We start from the raw sequence: 17,600 nt of genomic DNA, 5'->3' as shown, positions 1-17,600 counted from the left end.
ATCGCACTGTTAAATCTCAAACGAAAAATCCTCATCGGCCGATGCTTTGGCAACTTCCGGATTTTCGCCGTATTCATAACGTTTTTCAACCACATCCTGGTTAGCCCTGATGTAATCAACTGTGTCTTTTAAACCTTCGGCAAATTTTTCAAAATCCTCTTTGTATAAAAAAATCTTGTGCTTAATAAACACACCATCCTCCAAACGCTTTTTACTCTCTGTTATCGTAACATAGTAATCGTTTGAGCGGGTTGCTTTTACATCAAAAAAATACGTTCTCTTCCCGGCTCTCACCTTTTTAGAAAATACCTCTTCACGTTCTCTATTGTCAAAATCTCCCATAAATATCCCTGAAATTAGTTTTGGTTGGCATAAATATAAATAAAAATTCAAAGTGCAAGTATTTTATTCATTTTTATTGCAACTTTTAAAACAAAACAGGGATTTTTTTGTGCGCAAGTTAAATTTATTATTGCCACGAACTTAGATATTCGTCAACCGGAGGAGTTAGGCATTCTGCTCTTCTTCTAACAGCTGCTTTTCATACAGTTCAAAATAGGTTCCTTTAAGCTGCATCAGGTATTCGTGGTTGCCATGTTCAACAATTTCGCCGTTATCCATCACCAGTATCTTATCGGCATTTTTTATTGTTGATATACGGTGCGCTATAATAATGCTGGTTTTCCCCTGCATTACACGGCCAAGGTTATTTAATATTTCTTCTTCGGTACGGGTATCAACAGCCGAAAGACAATCATCAAATATCAATATTTGCGGATGTTTAAAAATAGCCCTGGCGATAGATACACGCTGTTTTTGGCCACCCGACAGGGTTACGCCACGTTCGCCTATTAAAGTGGTAAAGCCGTGCTCAAGCTCCATAATGTTATTGTAAACAGCGGCATCCCGTGCGGCTTGTTCCACCACGGGCAAATCAAGTACATCGGCACTAAAGGCTATATTGTTGGCAATAGTATCGCTAAACAGGAAAACTTCCTGCGGCACAAAGCCAATTTGCGAACGATAACCCTCCAGGTTAAGCTGTTGCAGGGGTATGTTGTCTGCCAAAACTTCGCCTCCGGTAGTATCATACATGCGCATAACCAGGTTGGCTATGGTTGATTTGCCAGATCCTGTACGCCCAATAATGGCAACCATTTGCCCCGGTTCAACTTTGAATGATACATTTTTTAAAGCCTGTATACCGGTATCAGGATAAGTGAACGATACATTATCAAATTCAAGTGCGCCTTTAATGGCGTATACCGGTGCTTTTGATGAAATGATTTCGGGCTGCTGATGCAAAAATTCATTGATCCGCTTTTGCGACGCGGCCGCCCGCTGCACCAGCGAAGTTACCCAACCCAGGGCAATCACCGGGAAATTGAGCATATTCAGGTATACAATAAATTCTGCGATATTGCCCGATGTAATATTGCCTTTCATTACCTCTACCCCACCCACATACATGGTAATTACGTTGCTCAGGCCAACCAGCAACAGCATAATGGGGTAAAACATAGCCTGCACCTTAGCGAGCGCCATTGAGTGCGTTTTATAATTTTCACTTTCGGCGGCAAATTTTTCCCGTACAAAGGCTTCCCTGACATAGGATTTGATTACCCTAATGCCCGAAAAATTCTCCTGCACAAAACTTGATAAGCCCGACAGCCGTTCCTGGATCTGTTCGCTCCGGTAGTTGATAACGTTGTTTACATAGTAAATAATCCCCGCCAGCACCGGCAGCGGCAATACCGACCATACCGCCAGCCGCACATTTACAGTAAGCATGGCATAAATTACCATTACAAACAGCACCACGGTATTAATGGTATACATGATGCCCGGCCCGAGGTACATACGCACCCGGCTCACATCTTCGGTAACGCGGTTCATCAGGTCGCCGGTGTTGTGGCGGCGGTAGAAAGCCAGCGACAGGCGCTGGTAGTGACTATAAATTTCGTTCTTTAAATCATACTCGATATGCCTGGACATCAGGATGATGGTTTGGCGCATAAAAAAAAGGAACAGCCCCCTTAACAAGGCCAACACCAGTACCAGCACGCCGAACAGCATCAAACTGCTGCCAAAAATATCATAGATCATGCCCTGGCGATTAAAGCCTGCAAAAAGGTGGTAGGCGCCAATGTTCTCGGTAACCAGGTCAAACGCTACCCGGATAACCTGGGCCGGCAGTACACCAAAAATGTTGGATATAATTACAAACAACACGCCCGGGATTAGCCGCCAGCGGTATTTGTAAAAAAACTTATTGAGGTATGCGAGGTCTTTCATTTATATAGTCCGGAAGTTAGGAAAGTCGGCAAGTCCGAAAGTCTGCTTTTCCGTCTGACCAAAAGTATTAAATTTTGAGTGGATTGTTGATGGCCGAAAAGTAACATTGATGTAAGAAAATAACAGGTGTAAAGGCGAAAGGTTAAAGGCGAAGGGTAAAAGGTGAAAGGTAAAAAGGCATCACCGATTACCGGTTTGCTTTTTTACCTTTGCGGCATGACAGAGCAGGAGTTGACAGCTTATTTTGAAACCGCAGATTTACCCCAAAGTTTAAGAATTGACCGGGCAACCACCCAACACGACGTGAAAGAAGCCGTGGCCCGCAACCTGGAAACCATGCGTACCGAAGTTAAACATAGCGGCGCCAGGCATCGCCTCATGCGCATCGTCAACGCGCTTGAACATCCTTACGATGGGCCGGGAATCCCGCGCGCCTGGTAGCTGATAACAGGTAGAGACAGCGGCGGCTATTTGTTTAAAATACTGACAGTTTTTTATCAATGCCCAACGCTTACCACACGGCTCACCTTCCATTGGCCGTCTTTTAGCTGCCAAATGTGTACAAATTTCATAACGCCAATTACCGGCTTACCGTTTTCGGTATGCGTAAAACGGTGGGTGCCCATTTCAATAGCGCCGAAACCCGGCATAGGGTATACCTCCAGGCTTTCGGGCAGCAGGTCGCGGCGCAGGTCGGCGGCTTGTTTGTTTTCAAAAATGCCTTTAAAACCGGCTATAGTGGCATCATAACCGGTAACACCTTTACCATCATTATAAAACTCCACATCGGCAGTAAATAAACCCTTCATCACATCCAGCTGGCGATTATTAAAGGCGTTAAACATTACACTATCCATGTGCGCTATGGTTTTAAACAGGGCTGCATCTTTTGGTTTAAAAACAGTGGTTTGGGCCTTAACGGCAAAACCACTTGTAAGGGCAATAAACATTACCGAAAAACATATACGGAAAAATAAACGGGGCGTTGTCATGATTAAAAGTATTAACTATACCGGATAGACGCACGTGGGTGGGCTGTAGTTACTGCTGAGCAAAAATAATTGCGCGGGCAATCATATGATTGAGGTGTGAGGGTTTGGGTATTGAAAAGCTTAATGCTGCGGTTCCTGCCCTGTAGCAGGCCCGGCTGATGGGTAAACAATATGCTAAGTAGTGAATAGGATGGTGAATTTCATTACAGGGAGTATTAACCGCCTTTTATTGCATTTTCATCCCACTCATATCAGCTTCGTTTCCGTTTTTAAATATGGCTTCGCTGTTTAATAAATAGGTGCCGTTTGTTACAACCACGTCGCCGTTGTTCAGGCCGGAAAGTACGGGTACGTATTGCCGGTTGCCGGGGCCTACGGTAACCTTTCTGGGCGAAAAACTGCCGTCGGTATTTTTTATCCATACTTTGTTGCCCTTGCCATCGGTTAAAACGGCCGACGCGGGTACTGCCAGAGATTGGTTGCTCCCTGTTGCCGCGCTTACATAAGCCAGCATGCCCGGCCTTAATAAGCCTTGCGGGTTTGGCACACTGATGCGCAGCAGGTTTACTTTGGAGGCATCTGATAATTCGGGGCTAATAAACGCTATTTTGCCGTCGGTGGTTTGCCCGTCCAGGTCAGGGAACGACAGGGTTACCCGGTCATTTATTTTATAGCCGCCGCTTTCGCCGGCGTACAACTGGGCTTCCACCCACAAATTATTCAGCGACTGGGTTTTTAAAATGGTCATGCCTTCGGTAACATAATCGCCCTCGTGTACCCCTATTTCGCTTACCGTTCCGCTCACGTTGCTCAGTATGGTTGTTGTGGCCGCGGCTTTGCCCGAAGTCGCGAGGTTATTGATCTGTGCGGATGACAGGCCCCATAACCGCAGCCTGCTTTCGGCCGAGGCCGTGAGTTGTTTATAATCAACATCAGGATTGTGCAGGAGCTTTTGTTGCTGCCGGGCCAGCAGGTATTCTTTCTCGGCCTCCAGCAAATCTTCGCTATAAAGGGTATAAACCGGCTGGCCTGTGGTTAGCTGGTCGCCAATGGCGCGTATAAAAAGCTGCTGTACCCGACCGGCTGTCCTGGCGCTAAGTTCCCGGGCGGCGGTTTCGTCGGTTGTTACCGTACCCGTCAGCATTTTTTGGGCTGCAGTGTTTTTTGTGCCGATGGTATCTGTTTGTATGGCTGCTAACTGCTGTTGCGTGGCGGTTAGGCTTATTCTTATGTGAGCGGCATCGCCGGCAGCGGCGGTAAGCCCGACCTTAATCAGTTTCATGCCGCAAATGGGGCAATTACCGGGATGATCCTCATGTACCTGTGGATGCATGGAGCAGGTGTAGTAAGCTTTGGGCTGCACCGCTGTTTTGACAGCCGGCACCTGTGGCTTTTGCTTACAGCCGGTAAACAGGCTAACCGCCAACAGCATCAAAAAGAAATATTTTAAAAAATAGTTACTGTTCATGACTTTGAACTTTAATAAAGTTTTCGCTATCGGTTAAATATTGCGCGTTGGAGGCCAGGCTATCGGTAAGCATAAGCCCTTTGGCTACCTGGATATAGTTGCCATTCATCAGGCCTGTACTAACTTGGCGGGCCCGGTAGGCCGCACCTTTTTTTAGCCATACCACTTGTGTTTGCCCAAGGTCAACAACTGCCTCCCTGGGTATCCATAAGCCATCGGCGATGCCGGTTTGTATTTTGGCTTTAACCAGGGTGTTTACTTTAAGGCTATGATCCATGTTATCCACGTAAACCCGTATACTGGTGGTTTTATCGCCCTGCTGTAAAACCGGCTCGATAAAATTCACTTTACCGATGATGGTTTTACCAGGCATATCGGGCAGCTGCAATTGAACCTGCTGGTTTAATTTTAAAGCCGAAACTGATGAACGGTCGATTTTAACAATAGCCCAAAGGCTGTGCGGGTTAACAACATTAAACAAGGTTTGGCCTTTGGTTACATACATGCCTTCTTTGACAGTTAGGGGCTGGCTGGCTGCCAAATCGCCCGGCGTTTCGGCTACCGGCGGGCCTGCCATCTGGCTGTGCTGTGTATCATGCACGTGGCCGGTATAAGGGCTGTAAACGGGCAGGCTATAAAAGGCTTTGCCTGTTTTAGCTACCTGGTTTACCTGCGCCATGGTCATGCCCAGTAGTAGTAACTTTTGACGGGCCGCGTTTACCAGTTCGGGCTCGGGTACCGGATTGCGGGTAAGGTATACCAGATCTTGCTGGGCGGTAACCATATCGGGGCTGTAAATATCAAAAACGCGCTCCCCGGCATGTATTTCCTGGAAAGCATATCTGATATACAATTTTTCTATCCGCCCCGAAAACCGGGATGCTATGTTATTAAACGTGCGGGTATCAAAATCAAGGTAGCCATCGCCATTAATTTCGGTAGCGACAGATCTTTGAACCGGCGTAATGGCAGGTACCGACGACACAACGCTGCTGTTAACCGGTTGCAAAACCGTGCCAAGGCTAACCCCAGGCTCCTCGCCGGCCTGGCCTGTTTTTCTTACCAGGGTCATGCCACAAATGGGGCAACTGCCGGGACTATTCTCCATAATTTGGTGGTGCATTGGGCAGGTATATTTTACATCGCTTTTAGCCTGTTTTTGTGCAGCGGGGGCCGGCTTTGGGTTGCTGCAGGCACTTAACAACACATGCATAACCAACAGTGATACTGTAAAGATTTTATTTAGTGCTTTCATACTCCCTTTCATAAGCTACCTGTGATGTTAAAAGTTCCTGTAAACGGTCAAGGGCTGCCATGCGGGCTGTTTGCAGGCTTTTTATGCCATCGAGTACGGTGGGCAGGTCCCCCGTATTTTGGTCATATGCCTGCAAAGCGGTTTTGTAAGCGTTTTGCAGCGCAGGTATAATTTGCCGGTTATAGATGTTAAGCTGCCGCTTTTTGCTACCGATGTAGGTTTTTAAACCGGCTAACTGGCCCTGGGCCTGGTTAAGCAGGTCGGCTTTTTTTTGCTGTAGCGCTGCCACCTCATAGCGGATGCCCTTTAGGTTGGCCTTATATTCTTTAGACGCCCAGGGAACGATGGGTATGGTAACCGAAGCCATCAGGATGTATTGGTTGGCATACCCGCCATAACTTTGCATATGTGCCGCCTGTACGCCAAAATCGGGTTTACGCTTGCTGTATTCAACCTGGGCGTTCAATTGCTGCAACTCAATATTGCGGCTAATTCCTTTAATATCACTGCGCTGCGCGGCCAGCGCTGCGGTATCAACTATAGCTGTTTCGTAATCCTGGTATATAACATTTGTATCTACAGCAAAGGCGGTTTGGCGGTCCCTGTTCATCAGCGTGTTCAGCATAATGTTTCGTTGGTTTAAGTCGTTGTTCAGCTGTTCGCGGGCGTTATCCAGTTCAAACAGTTCGGCTTTGGCTTTGTAAATATTGGGCAGCTTTTCCTTGCCGTAGGTAAGCCGGATATTGGCATCCTTCAGCATGTATTGCAGCAAACCCTCCGTATTTTGCAGCAGGGCCAGTTTTTTTTCGAGCACTACCCGCTCATAATAATATTGCCGGGCCTGGGCCATGAGCTGGTTTTTCAGGTTGCCTTTGTCAGCCGCGGTTACTTTAGACATTCCCTGCATATAAGCTTCCTTGGCTTTCAGCTTGGCTGGGTTGGTAAACATTTGCTCTGCCTGTATCATCAGGGCCCCTCCATTTGGGTTTAGCCGGTATGGCGTTTGGTATTGTCCGGCGCTGATTTTAGGTGCATCCAGGTTTTTGGCGCCGGTGGCGTAGGCATCCTGTGCACTTATCGTGGCATCGTATGCCAGCAAGGCCGGGTTGGCATTTATTTTAGCCAAAACACTATCCAGCGGCAAGCGCTCCTGTGCCTGCGCGGTTGCTCCGGTAAGGCAGATGAACAGGGTATATATAATTTGATATTTTGCTTTCATGATTTATTCCTTTACATCCAAAACTTCCAGCTTGCCATATTTTTTCAGCTCGTACTCTTTCACCATCAAAAAGATGAGGGGTGTAACCAGCAAAATATGGGTGGAAGATGTTAATACACCGCCTATCATAGGCAGTACAATGGGCAGCATCACATCGCTGCCGGTGCCGGTAGCCCATAACACGGGCACCAGGCCAAATAAGGCAACACAAACGGTCATGAGCTTTGGCCGCAGCCGTTTTACCGCGCCATTCATTACGTATTCGCGCAGGTCGTTTTTGCTGATGTTTTCTTTTGAATTTCCTTTTAAGGCAACAAGCTGCTGCATGGCATCATTAAGGTATATCACCATCACAATCCCTGTTTCGACAGCAATACCAAATAAGGCTATAAAGCCAACAGCCACCGCAACCGACAAATGCACCCCGAAAAAATACACCATATAAGCCCCGCCTATTAAAGCGAAGGGAATACTGATCAGGCTAAAAAATGCCTCGCGGATGGAATGAAACGCAAAATACAGGCAGGCAAATATGATGATGAGTACAACCGGCAGAATGAACTTTAAGGTGTGCCCGGCGCGGATCAGGTTTTCATACTGGCCGCTCCATTCAATAAAATAGCCTTTGGGCAATAGTTTAACCATGGCGTTTAACCGGGCCTGCGCCTCCAGAACGGTGCTGCCCAGGTCGCGGTCACGAACGTTGAACAGCACGGTGCCGCGCAGCAGCGCGTTTTCTGACTGGATCATGGCCGGGCCATCGCTGATGTTGATATCTGCCACAGATGATAATGGCACGGGACCAAAGGATGGTGTTTGTACCAGCGTGCGCTTAATATCTTCTAAGTTACTCCGGTAATCCTGCGCCAGGCGTAGATTTACGCTAAAGCGCCTGCGCCCTTCAATAGTTGGGGTAAGGTTCATACCGCCCAGGGCGCTCTCTACCACTTCGTTCACATCGTCAACACTTAACCCGTACCGGCCTATAGCATCTTTGTTCACCCGGATATCCAGGTATTTGCCGCCGGTTATTGGGTCAACATATAAATCTTTTACACCGTTTATCCCTTGCAAAGCCTGTTTCATTTGGCTAGATAAAGCATAAATGGTATCCAGGTTTTGCCCGTACACCTTTAGGCCCACATCAGTACGGATACCTGTAGAGAGCATATTAATGCGGTTGATAATGGGCTGTGTCCAGCCGTTTACTACGCCGGGTATTTGCAGTTTGGCATTCAGCTCGTTAATGATATCTTCTTTTTTAATTCCCTTACGCCATTCGCTGGTGGGTTTTAACAGAATAATGGTTTCAACCATGCTTATGGGCGAATTATCTGTAGCCGTATTGGCCCGGCCGGCCTTGCCCAACACATTTTTAACTTCGGGAATGCTTTTAATGATCCTGTCCTGGACCTGCAATAGTTGCTTGGCTTCGGCGTTGGAGATATCGGGCAGGGTAACCGGCATAAACAGGATGGTGCCTTCATCCAGCGGGGGCATAAATTCGCTGCCCAAACTCAGTAAAAGCGGGATGCTTACCAACAAGGCAATTATATTAATGCCGATGGTAGTTTTACGCCAGGTTACACACCAGCTGAGTATCGGCCGGTATATTTTTTCTAACCCACGGTTTATGGGGTTATGGTCATCCGTTCTTAACTTCCCTTTCAGGAAAAACGAGATCAGCACAGGGGCCAGTGTTACGGCCAATATGGCATCAATGGCGAGGATAAAAGTTTTTGTCCAGGCCAGGGGGCCAAACAACTTCCCCTCCTGTCCTTCCAATAAAAATACGGGTAGAAATGAAGCAACAATAATGAGGGTAGAGAAAAAAACACCGCGCCCCACCTGTTTACAGGATGCTTCTATGATCTTGATTCTTTCGGCAGTGGTCATGATTGCTTTTTTTGTTGTGCGATGGATAAATTGCGATGCGAATTCTCGACCATTACGATACCATTATCTACAATAACACCGATAGCCAACGCTATACCTGTTAGCGACATGATGTTGGAGGAAATGCCAAACGCATTAAGCAGTATAAAGCTGGCCGCTATAGTTATCGGGATTTGGATGATGATGCTCAAAGCACTGCGCCAGCTAAACAGGAAAAGGATAACGATAATGGATACCGTAATCATTTCCTCAATCAGCGTATGCTTAACCGATTTAACGGCGCTTTCTATCAGTTCGCTGCGGTCATAGGCTATGTTAAACTTTACGCCCTGCGGCAAGCCTTTTTCAATATCGGTCATTTTATTCTTAACCGCGTGAATCACCTTATCGGCATTCTCGCCATAACGCATCACCACAATACCGCCAACCGCTTCGCCCTGGCCATCCTGGTCAAAAATGCCCAGGCGTTCATCGCCGCCCATTTGCACGGTGGCAATATCTTTTACCCTTACGGGGATGGTTTTAATAACACCAACGGCTATATTTTCTACATCCGCCAATGATTTAATGTAGCCCAACCCGCGTACAATATAGCCGGTGCCGTTCATCTCAAACTTGCGGCCGCCTACATCATTGTTATTGCTTTTAACCGCCTTAAGTACCTGCGACAAGGGAACATTATAATAGTTGAGCTTATGCGGATCGATGCTGATCTGGTATTGTTTTTCGAAACCGCCGAAGGAGGCTACCTCGCTTACGCCTGGCACGGTTTGCAACCCCAATTTTACATACCAATCCTGCAAGGCACGCTGCTCGCCCAGGTCGATGCCTTTGGCGTCAAGCGTGTACCATAATATGTGGCCAACACCCGTACCATCGGGCCCCAGGGTGGGTGTTATGCCTTGCGGTAGTAAACGCTGGGCGTAGTTCAGGCGTTCCAGTACGCGGCTACGGGCCCAGTACACATCGGCTTTATCTTCAAAAACAATATAAACAAAACTCATCCCAAACATGGACGTTGCCCTAATGGCTTTAACCTTCGGGATGCCCTGTAGGTTGCTCACCAGCGGGTAGGTTACCTGGTCCTCCATAATTTGCGGGCTGCGGCCCTGCCACTCGGTAAACACGATAACCTGGTTGTCTGACAGATCGGGTATAGCATCAATGGGGTTTTCATTTACCGCATAGGCGCCCCAGGCAAAAAGGGCAAGCGCAATAAACAAAACGATATACCTGTTTTTTAACGACAGGCTAATAAGTTGGTTAATCATCTTAATGGTTTTGATAAGCCCGGCCGCGGGTTGGCGGCCAGGCTTAATGAATTACATTTTCATGGCCGCCGGTTTCTTTTTAGCAGGTGATTTTTTTACCAGGGTCATGCCACATTTTGGGCATTTGCCGGGTTTATCGCTCAATACCTCGGGGTGCATAGTGCAGGTGTACTGTACTTTTGCAGGCTTGGCCTTTTTGGTGGTATCGGCGCTCATTTTACCGTTTGGTACATTGGCTGCAAAAACAGTTGCCGCAGAAAACAGGATGGCTACTGCCATCAGCATTACTTTTTTCATGGATTTTAAAAATTGAGAAATGAATAAATAACACAGGCAAAACCTGCGCGTTGATTATAAATTAAGATGATGTATTTTAATTTAAAGGTTAGCCCCTTTACACATGGTAACGGCTAAAAAGAGAGGGGGAACAGGATCAGATCCTGTAGATGCAATTAAGGGTATATATCGGGATATCAGTACTCCCCGGCGGGGCATTAGCCTGATAAGCGATAGCGGATGGCAATTCCTTAACGGTACTGGCTGATATCCAGTGGTTAACGACCGGTAACAACACCGGCGATAATGCCTGTAACGTAAATAACGAAGCACTTACATGGGTATCTTTAATTTTAAAGCCTTGTTTTTCGTTTTTGCAACAACTGTCATCGGCTTTTTTATGCGCCTGGCTGTCATCGGCACCATAAATAAGGGTAACTGAAGCCAGCTTACCACAGCAATAAAAACGGTTAACCCCGATACCCACGCAGGATAATAGGTAAATGGCCGTGATTAAAATTAGTGCTGTGCGTTTCACAAATCTAAGGTATAAAATAATTGAGATATAAGCGATGAAGAATTCTAAAATGACTATGAGTTAACAGCAGCAATAATTTGCCTGATATGCTGTGTATTTAATTTTTTTTTACCCTAAACTATCCGGGCAACATACACGTCACAAAAAAAACGGCTTACCAAACAACTATAAGCCGTTCTTTAAATCCAGCCTACATTTTATGCCTTGCGGTATCTTTTTTCATCGGCATGTTTGGCATTTCGCCATTCATCATCACACACTGGCCTTCTTTCAACTTTATTGTTTTGCCGCCTTTCATCTTACAGGTTCCATCGGCCTCAACAATGGTACCGTTTGTCATGGTTTTAGCTTCTGTCATGGGCATGGTTTTGCCATTCATCATGGCTATCATTTTACCGTCTTTCATCATTACACAATCGTGCATTTTATCCATCGACATATGCGACATCTTGTGCATTGACTTGTGCGACATTTTATGCATAGTAGTGTCGGTTGTTTTGGTTTGTGCTATAGCGCTACAACTTAAGGTAACAGCCATCAGGGCAATCATCATTTTTTTCATTTTTTGTTGATTTATATTGGTTAAATATTTTGCTTATCGATAGAGTCCCGGTTTATTCTTTCACTTTTAGCGTGCTGGCGTTTATAGCCACAACCACGGTACTTACCGTCATTAACACCGCCCCTACAGCCGGGCTTAAAAGTACGCCCCGGCTATATAACACACCCGCAGCCAGGGGTAGGGCAACAACATTATATCCGGTTGCCCAAATCAAATTCTGGATCATTTTACGATATGTTGCCTTGCCAAACAGTATCAGGCTTACAATATCTTTCGGATTACTGTTCACCAGTACAATACCGGCAGTTTCGGCTGCTATATCGCTGCCCGAGCCTACTGCAATACCTATATCTGCCTGGGCCAGCGCGGGGGCGTCGTTAACACCGTCGCCTGTCATGGCTACAAATTCGCCATTGATTTGCAAGTCTTTAATCTTATCCAATTTTTGATGAGGCAATACTTCGGCAATAAAGCTGTCCATGCCTAAAGTTTTACTTACACTTGCCGCTACCTTACTGTTATCACCGGTTAGTAAAACAGACTTGATGTTTTCCTGCCTCAAAGTTTTGATGGCATCTGCCGATTCGGCGCGGATCTCATCCGACAGGGCAATGTATCCGGCCAGATGCTGGTCAATCAGTACAAATACTACCGTTTCAGTATCATTGGCCTGGTATTCACCGGGAACGGCCAGCTTATTTTCTTTTAGATAACCCGGACTAACCACCAATACTCTTTTCCCATCTACCGTCGCCCCGACACCCTGGCCGGTTATGGCCTTAAAGTTTTGCGCCTGCGGGATAGTAATTTTTAAGTCTTTCACTTTTTGCAGGATGCCGGTGGCTATGGGATGCTCGGAGTTTTGTTCTAAGGCAGAAGCAAGGCGGATAAGGTCGTCCTGTTTGATTTCTTTATTAAACGAAACAACTTTTGATACTTCAAATTTACCCAAGGTAAGCGTTCCTGTTTTATCAAATACCACGGTGGTAATTTTCCGGGCATTTTCAAAGGCGGTGCGGTTTTTAATGAGCAGGCCATGTTTGGCCGATAATGCTGTTGATTTGGCCACTACCAACGGGACAGCCAGCCCCAAAGCGTGTGGGCAACAAATAACTATAACGGTTACCATCCGTTCCATGGCGAAGGCTATGGTTTGCCCGGTTAAAAACCAGTACATAAACGTACCGATGCCTGTTATTAAGGCTATAACTGTTAACCATTTTGCTGCTGTATCGGCCAGCAACTGCGTTTGCGATTTTGACTTTTGTGCATCGTCAACCAGCTTAACTACCTGCGATAAATAGGAATCTTTGGCGGCGTGTGAAACTGTTACTTTAAACGAACCGTTACCGTTGATGGAACCGGCTATTACTTTATCGCCCTTTACTTTTTGCACCGGCCGAGATTCGCCTGTGAGCATCGATTCATTGAGGTAGCTTTCGCCTTCCAGTATAATACCATCTGCCGCAACTTTCTCTCCGGGTTTTACCAGGATAACGTCATTGGCTTTTAATGTATCTGTTTTTACATCGTGCACCATACCGGGCATTACCATGTGGGCATCGGCCGGCATAAGCTTAACCAGCAGCTCCAGCTCATTTGACGCACCCATAACCGATCTCATTTCTATCCAATGCCCTAAAAGCATAATGAGGATAAGGGTGGCCAATTCCCAAAAGAAATCCATCCCTTTGAGACCGAAAACGATGGCTACGCTGTAACTATAAGCCACCGTAATAGCAAAACCTATCAAGAACATCATCCCCGGATTTCTGGCTTTTGCCTCGCTTACCAAACCGGCTAAAAAAGGCCAGCCACCATATACAAACACCACCGATGATAAAGCAAACAAAATGTAGGATGAGCCTTTGAACTGCCAGTTAACCCCCATAAAATGCTGGATCATGGTTGATAACAACATGATAGGAGCGGTAAGCGCCAATACCACGTAAAACCGCTTTTTAAAATCGGCTATCATCATGGCATGGTGGTCATGTTCTGACATTCCCATATGCGGATCATGGCTATGGTGCATTTGCTGATGCTCCATCCCCTCATGCATTTTGTTCATTTCCATTTCAGGTGCATTTCTACAAAAACTCCGTAATACTTCATCTTTACCTTTTGCGTTTTGTTGTTCAACTGAATAACCAAACAAAGCTGCTAATTACAAACCAACCAGGGAATGATCACCGTCATATAAACAACTAACAACCATCACTTAATAAGTTAAGGTTAAGCCGCCACCCAGGCCCATATCACTATCATAATGTGATGATACTGAGAAATATTTGGTAAAAATATAGCGCATGCCTACAGCGTATTCCCTATCTGTATTTCCCATCAGCGTAAACCTTAGCCGGCTGGTTAAAGGAATATCTTCCCTTCCCAATTGAAACCTGAATTTGCCATTGCCGTCCACACGGGCATCGGCAACAAACAGCATGGGTAATATATACGATACCCCTGCAACTACGGTATGGCGGTTATTTTTATTGCTTTGCTGGCCAAACAGGTTCTTTTCCTGGTCGTTTGTTTTTTTGTAGTGGTAATCAAACCCTGCATATGCATATAGCCATTGCATTTGCCCAAAATAACGGCCTGCCATGGTTTCGCTTTCATAACCTTTGCGGCTGTTTACACCAAGGTGCCATAGTGTTGATAATTTCCACCGGGTATTGGCTATGCTAACGGTACCGTCGCTGCCATTGCTTTCCAGACCTATTTTGGCAGCCGGGAAAAAGCGGCGGTCATCGGCGTATATTTTTTTTATGGCACTGGCCGGGTCGGGCAGTTCGGGGTTGGCCGGCGAATTTTCATAGCTGAATATGCGCCCCATCCCGCTCATCATATGGTAAAGTATATGGCAATGGAAAAACCAATCGCCGCTTGCGGTAGCCGCAAACTCAATGGTATCAGTTTCCATCGGCATAATATCCAGTGTGTTTTTTAATGGCGAATAATCACCCTGCCCGTTTAACACCCTAAAGTAATGCCCGTGCAAATGCATGGGGTGGCGCATCATGGTATTATTGTACAGGATGATACGCACATTTTCGCCTTTTTTGATCAGTATCTTATCCGATTCGGAAACCGTTTTATTATTTATCGTCCAAACATAGCGGTTCATGTTACCGGTAAGGTTAAAATGCAGCACCTTTAGCGGGCCGGCAGGTAAATTAGTGGGTTTAATGGCCTTTAACATCGCATAATTAAGGGTAACCATATCGGTGTTAGCTGCCATATCCATACCAGGCATATCACTCATTTTTTTCGCAGTAGCACCCGTATCTTTTGCGGCTGTTTCATCCCCTGTTATTTCGGGATACATTACGGTATTCATGTCCATTACCTGGTTGGTCATCACCATGCCATCCATTTTTTTCATGTTGCCATCCATCCCCATCATGTCGTTCATCATCTTCATGCCTTCAAAATATTTGAGCCTGGGCAATGGCTTGGCTTTAAACTGCGCGCCACTACCGAGCCATAATGAGGTTGACCGGGTACGATCTTCGGAAGTCGCCAAAAATTCAAAGCTGCCGTCGTTAGGGATGGTAACTATTACATCATATGTTTCGGCTACGGCTATGATCAGCCTGTCAACAGGCACCGGTTGCACATCTTCGCCATCGTTAGCTGCAACGGTAATTTTGCCGCCTGCATACTTTAGCCAAAAGTAGGTTGATGAACTGCCGTTAATGACATGTAGTTTCACCTGGTCGCCTTTTTTAAACTGCGGGGCGTTATTAACTGCTTTGCCATTGCTAAAAAAACGGTCGTAATAAACATCGCTTACATCCATGGCTACCATTCGCTTCCATTCGTTGGTTAGCTTGGTTTTAAGATGACCTTCGGCTACAGCTTCCGCATAATTTTGGGTACTGCCTTTACGAATGCCGTACCAATCGGTTTGGTTATGTAATGACCGTTCTACCTGGTCGGGGTTTTCATTGGTCCAATCGCTTAGCAACAAGGTATATTCCTTTTGTTCGGGCGGCTGCTTGGGGTGAATAATAAAGGCGCCGTACATTCCGCTTTGCTGCTGCGTCATAGTATGCGAGTGATACCAGTAAGTGCCGTGTTGTACCAGCGGGAACTTGTAAAAATGAGTTTGTCCGGCCTCAATGGGCGCGGTGGTGAGGTACGAAACGCCGTCATAGCGGTTAGGCAATATAAGCCCATGCCAGTGGATAGAAGTTTCCATCATCATTTGGTTATGCACATATATTTCGGCAGTATCGCCCTCTGTAAACTCCAATGCCGGAGCAGGTATGCTGCCGTTAATGGCCATAGCCGGTTTTAATTTACCTGTGTAGTTTACTGTAGTATCGGCAATGTATAAATGATATATTTCGCGATTACCCACTTTGGTATAAAAGGGTTTTCGCGGTTCCTTTTCGTCCATTTTCATAGCCATATGTTGCGCATAGGCTGAGAGAGACAAAAAGAAACTCAATAAAATTATTGCGTATCTTTTCATAATAAAATAAGCTGCCGGATGATACCGGCAGCATTTAATGAATTATTTGGTTGCCGGGCTAATGGTTTCGCTAACCTTGCCGCAGGTAAGCATCATATTGCCGTAATAAGGATTTTTAATGGCCGCATCTGCCGATAGCCAATAGCTTTTTTTCATGGGGCAATAAGCGTAGTAAACAGGCTTATCGGTTAATTTTACCGCTTTGACCAGCTTAAAGAAATTTGCCGAAAAATTGGCAAAATGCTCCCTTTGATGGGCTATATCCTTACTTTCGGATATGTGCCGGGCATCAAAAGCCAGTTTTTCCTGTAATGATTGAAACGCCGCAGCATCTGTAGCAGGCAGCGACTTTATATCGACCCCGTTAACAGTTTTTAAAAATTGACCCGCGCTGGCGGCTGCATCGGCGCTGTTCGATTTTATTAAAGCATCTTTAACACCATAGTAAGATGAAAGAAGCGGACTGAGCGCAGTTGCTTTAGTGTCCTGTGCAAAAAGTTGTTGTGCAAATGCTGTTGCAATTAAAGCAACCAATAAAAATATTTTTTTCATGATTTTAGTTATTAAGATAAACAGATGAGCTGCCTTACACATGTATAGGCAGTTTTTTATAGTAGCTAAATGCTTCCCTTTTATTCTGTACAAATTTAACCTGTATGACAGTTTAATTTCTTACAGAATTTTGTTATTAAGTTATGTTATTTATTGATTTTAAGCCCCGGCCGGCATATACGGCAGAACAGGCAACATTACGCGATAAACATCATTGAACTTCCGATAGACGTTGCACAACGCCAATAATATGGCGTACAATATAACCAACGTTATTTTACTTGAGGCAAAAAATCGGGCATTAAAAACCAGGGCCGGTGGGTACGGCAAAAGCTTGAATCAGATAAGAAGAGTTTTGTTATAAATGTAAATGGGTTGCGATGCAACAAACGGCGGGCCGGTGGCCCTGGGCCAGTTTTTTGATTTGGCCGTTGCCTGCGGCACGTGAAAAACATGCATATTAACAGGCAACATCACCGCTACCTGGCCAATTGCAAATTGAAAATCAAAACCGGGGCTAAAATTTTCTTTTACTACATAAGTTCCGTGGTGGTAGCAACAATTGCAGTTGTCGCTTTTGCAGTCATCATCGTCGTCCTGATCTTTACCGGCATCCTGATGCGAATGGTGCGCTTGCTTAGGCGGGGCCAGGTTGGCAACAAGATATCCGGTTGTGCAGTGCAACACGCAGGTGTATACCCCTGTTGTTAATAACAGGTAAAACGCGGTAATAACCAAAGCACCGATTTTTTTCATTTAGCCCCTGCGGTAATTATTGGTCAAAGGTATTATT

Annotated in this window: 16 protein-coding genes; 1 reads left to right on the top strand and 15 read right to left on the bottom strand. The window is 45.8% G+C overall.

Annotated features, from left to right (window positions below):
• Positions 1-9 precede the first annotated feature (9 nt).
• Both FSB76_RS23755 and FSB76_RS23750 read right to left on the bottom strand, forming a co-directional pair.
• A complete protein-coding gene (locus FSB76_RS23755) occupies positions 10-342 on the bottom strand; it encodes a DUF3276 family protein (RefSeq protein WP_147057824.1) in 333 nt (110 codons plus the stop codon).
• Positions 343-507: 165 nt separating this feature from the next.
• A complete protein-coding gene (locus tag FSB76_RS23750; protein ID WP_147057822.1) occupies positions 508-2,295 on the bottom strand; it encodes an ABC transporter ATP-binding protein in 1,788 nt (595 codons plus the stop codon).
• 216 nt (positions 2,296-2,511) lie between these two features.
• On the opposite strand from FSB76_RS23750, the gene FSB76_RS23745 reads away from it, so the two are divergent.
• Positions 2,512-2,736 (top strand): DUF6965 family protein, encoded by a 225-nt coding sequence (locus FSB76_RS23745; protein WP_147057820.1) that lies wholly within the window; start codon positions 2,512-2,514, stop codon positions 2,734-2,736.
• A 56-nt stretch (positions 2,737-2,792) separates the two neighbouring features.
• On the opposite strand, the gene FSB76_RS23740 is transcribed toward FSB76_RS23745, so the two are convergent.
• The 13 genes from FSB76_RS23740 to FSB76_RS23680 form a co-directional block, all read right to left on the bottom strand.
• Positions 2,793-3,287 (bottom strand): nuclear transport factor 2 family protein, encoded by a 495-nt coding sequence (locus FSB76_RS23740; protein WP_147057818.1) that lies wholly within the window; start codon positions 3,285-3,287, stop codon positions 2,793-2,795.
• A gap of 226 nt (positions 3,288-3,513) precedes the next feature.
• The gene (locus tag FSB76_RS23735; RefSeq protein WP_147057816.1) at positions 3,514-4,755 is read right to left on the bottom strand and encodes an efflux RND transporter periplasmic adaptor subunit; all 1,242 of its coding nucleotides are present in this window, start codon (positions 4,753-4,755) and stop codon (positions 3,514-3,516) included.
• Positions 4,745-6,010 carry an efflux RND transporter periplasmic adaptor subunit gene (locus tag FSB76_RS23730; protein ID WP_158642968.1) on the bottom strand — a complete coding sequence of 422 codons (1,266 nt, stop codon included), beginning with the start codon at positions 6,008-6,010 and terminating at the stop codon, positions 4,745-4,747. Before FSB76_RS23730 ends, FSB76_RS23735 begins: the two co-directional genes overlap by 11 nt.
• Positions 5,994-7,229: a TolC family protein gene (locus FSB76_RS23725; protein WP_147057811.1), complete on the bottom strand. Its 1,236-nt coding sequence runs from the start codon at positions 7,227-7,229 to the stop codon at positions 5,994-5,996. Before FSB76_RS23725 ends, FSB76_RS23730 begins: the two co-directional genes overlap by 17 nt.
• Positions 7,230-7,232: 3 nt before the next feature.
• Positions 7,233-9,125 (bottom strand): efflux RND transporter permease subunit, encoded by a 1,893-nt coding sequence (locus FSB76_RS32750; RefSeq protein WP_147057809.1) that lies wholly within the window; start codon positions 9,123-9,125, stop codon positions 7,233-7,235.
• Entirely contained in the window at positions 9,122-10,396 is a 1,275-nt protein-coding gene (locus FSB76_RS32745; protein WP_147057807.1) for an efflux RND transporter permease subunit, read from the bottom strand. The genes FSB76_RS32750 and FSB76_RS32745 overlap by 4 nt, the downstream gene beginning before the upstream one ends.
• 51 nt (positions 10,397-10,447) lie before the next feature.
• Positions 10,448-10,693, bottom strand: a complete 246-nt coding sequence (locus tag FSB76_RS23710; protein WP_147057805.1) for a heavy metal-binding domain-containing protein — start codon at positions 10,691-10,693, stop codon at positions 10,448-10,450.
• Positions 10,694-10,829: 136 nt separating this feature from the next.
• Positions 10,830-11,210 (bottom strand): HYC_CC_PP family protein, encoded by a 381-nt coding sequence (locus tag FSB76_RS23705; protein WP_147057803.1) that lies wholly within the window; start codon positions 11,208-11,210, stop codon positions 10,830-10,832.
• 190 nt (positions 11,211-11,400) lie between these two features.
• Entirely contained in the window at positions 11,401-11,772 is a 372-nt protein-coding gene (locus FSB76_RS23700; protein WP_147057801.1) for a DUF6799 domain-containing protein, read from the bottom strand.
• A gap of 52 nt (positions 11,773-11,824) precedes the next feature.
• A complete protein-coding gene (locus FSB76_RS23695; RefSeq protein ID WP_147057799.1) occupies positions 11,825-13,849 on the bottom strand; it encodes a copper-translocating P-type ATPase in 2,025 nt (674 codons plus the stop codon).
• Between the two features lie 144 nt (positions 13,850-13,993).
• A complete protein-coding gene (locus FSB76_RS23690) occupies positions 13,994-16,255 on the bottom strand; it encodes a multicopper oxidase domain-containing protein (RefSeq protein ID WP_192910096.1) in 2,262 nt (753 codons plus the stop codon).
• Between the two features lie 42 nt (positions 16,256-16,297).
• The gene (locus tag FSB76_RS23685) at positions 16,298-16,807 is read right to left on the bottom strand and encodes a DUF3347 domain-containing protein (protein WP_147057797.1); all 510 of its coding nucleotides are present in this window, start codon (positions 16,805-16,807) and stop codon (positions 16,298-16,300) included.
• 339 nt (positions 16,808-17,146) lie between these two features.
• A complete protein-coding gene (locus FSB76_RS23680) occupies positions 17,147-17,563 on the bottom strand; it encodes a hypothetical protein (RefSeq protein ID WP_147057795.1) in 417 nt (138 codons plus the stop codon).
• Positions 17,564-17,600: the final 37 nt, after the last annotated feature.

The organism is Mucilaginibacter ginsenosidivorax (assembly GCF_007971525.1).
GTDB classification, from domain to species: Bacteria; Bacteroidota; Bacteroidia; order Sphingobacteriales; family Sphingobacteriaceae; genus Mucilaginibacter; species Mucilaginibacter ginsenosidivorax.
The sequence above is the reverse complement of the archived record's forward strand: the minus strand, read 5'-3'. Positions and strand labels throughout refer to the sequence as shown.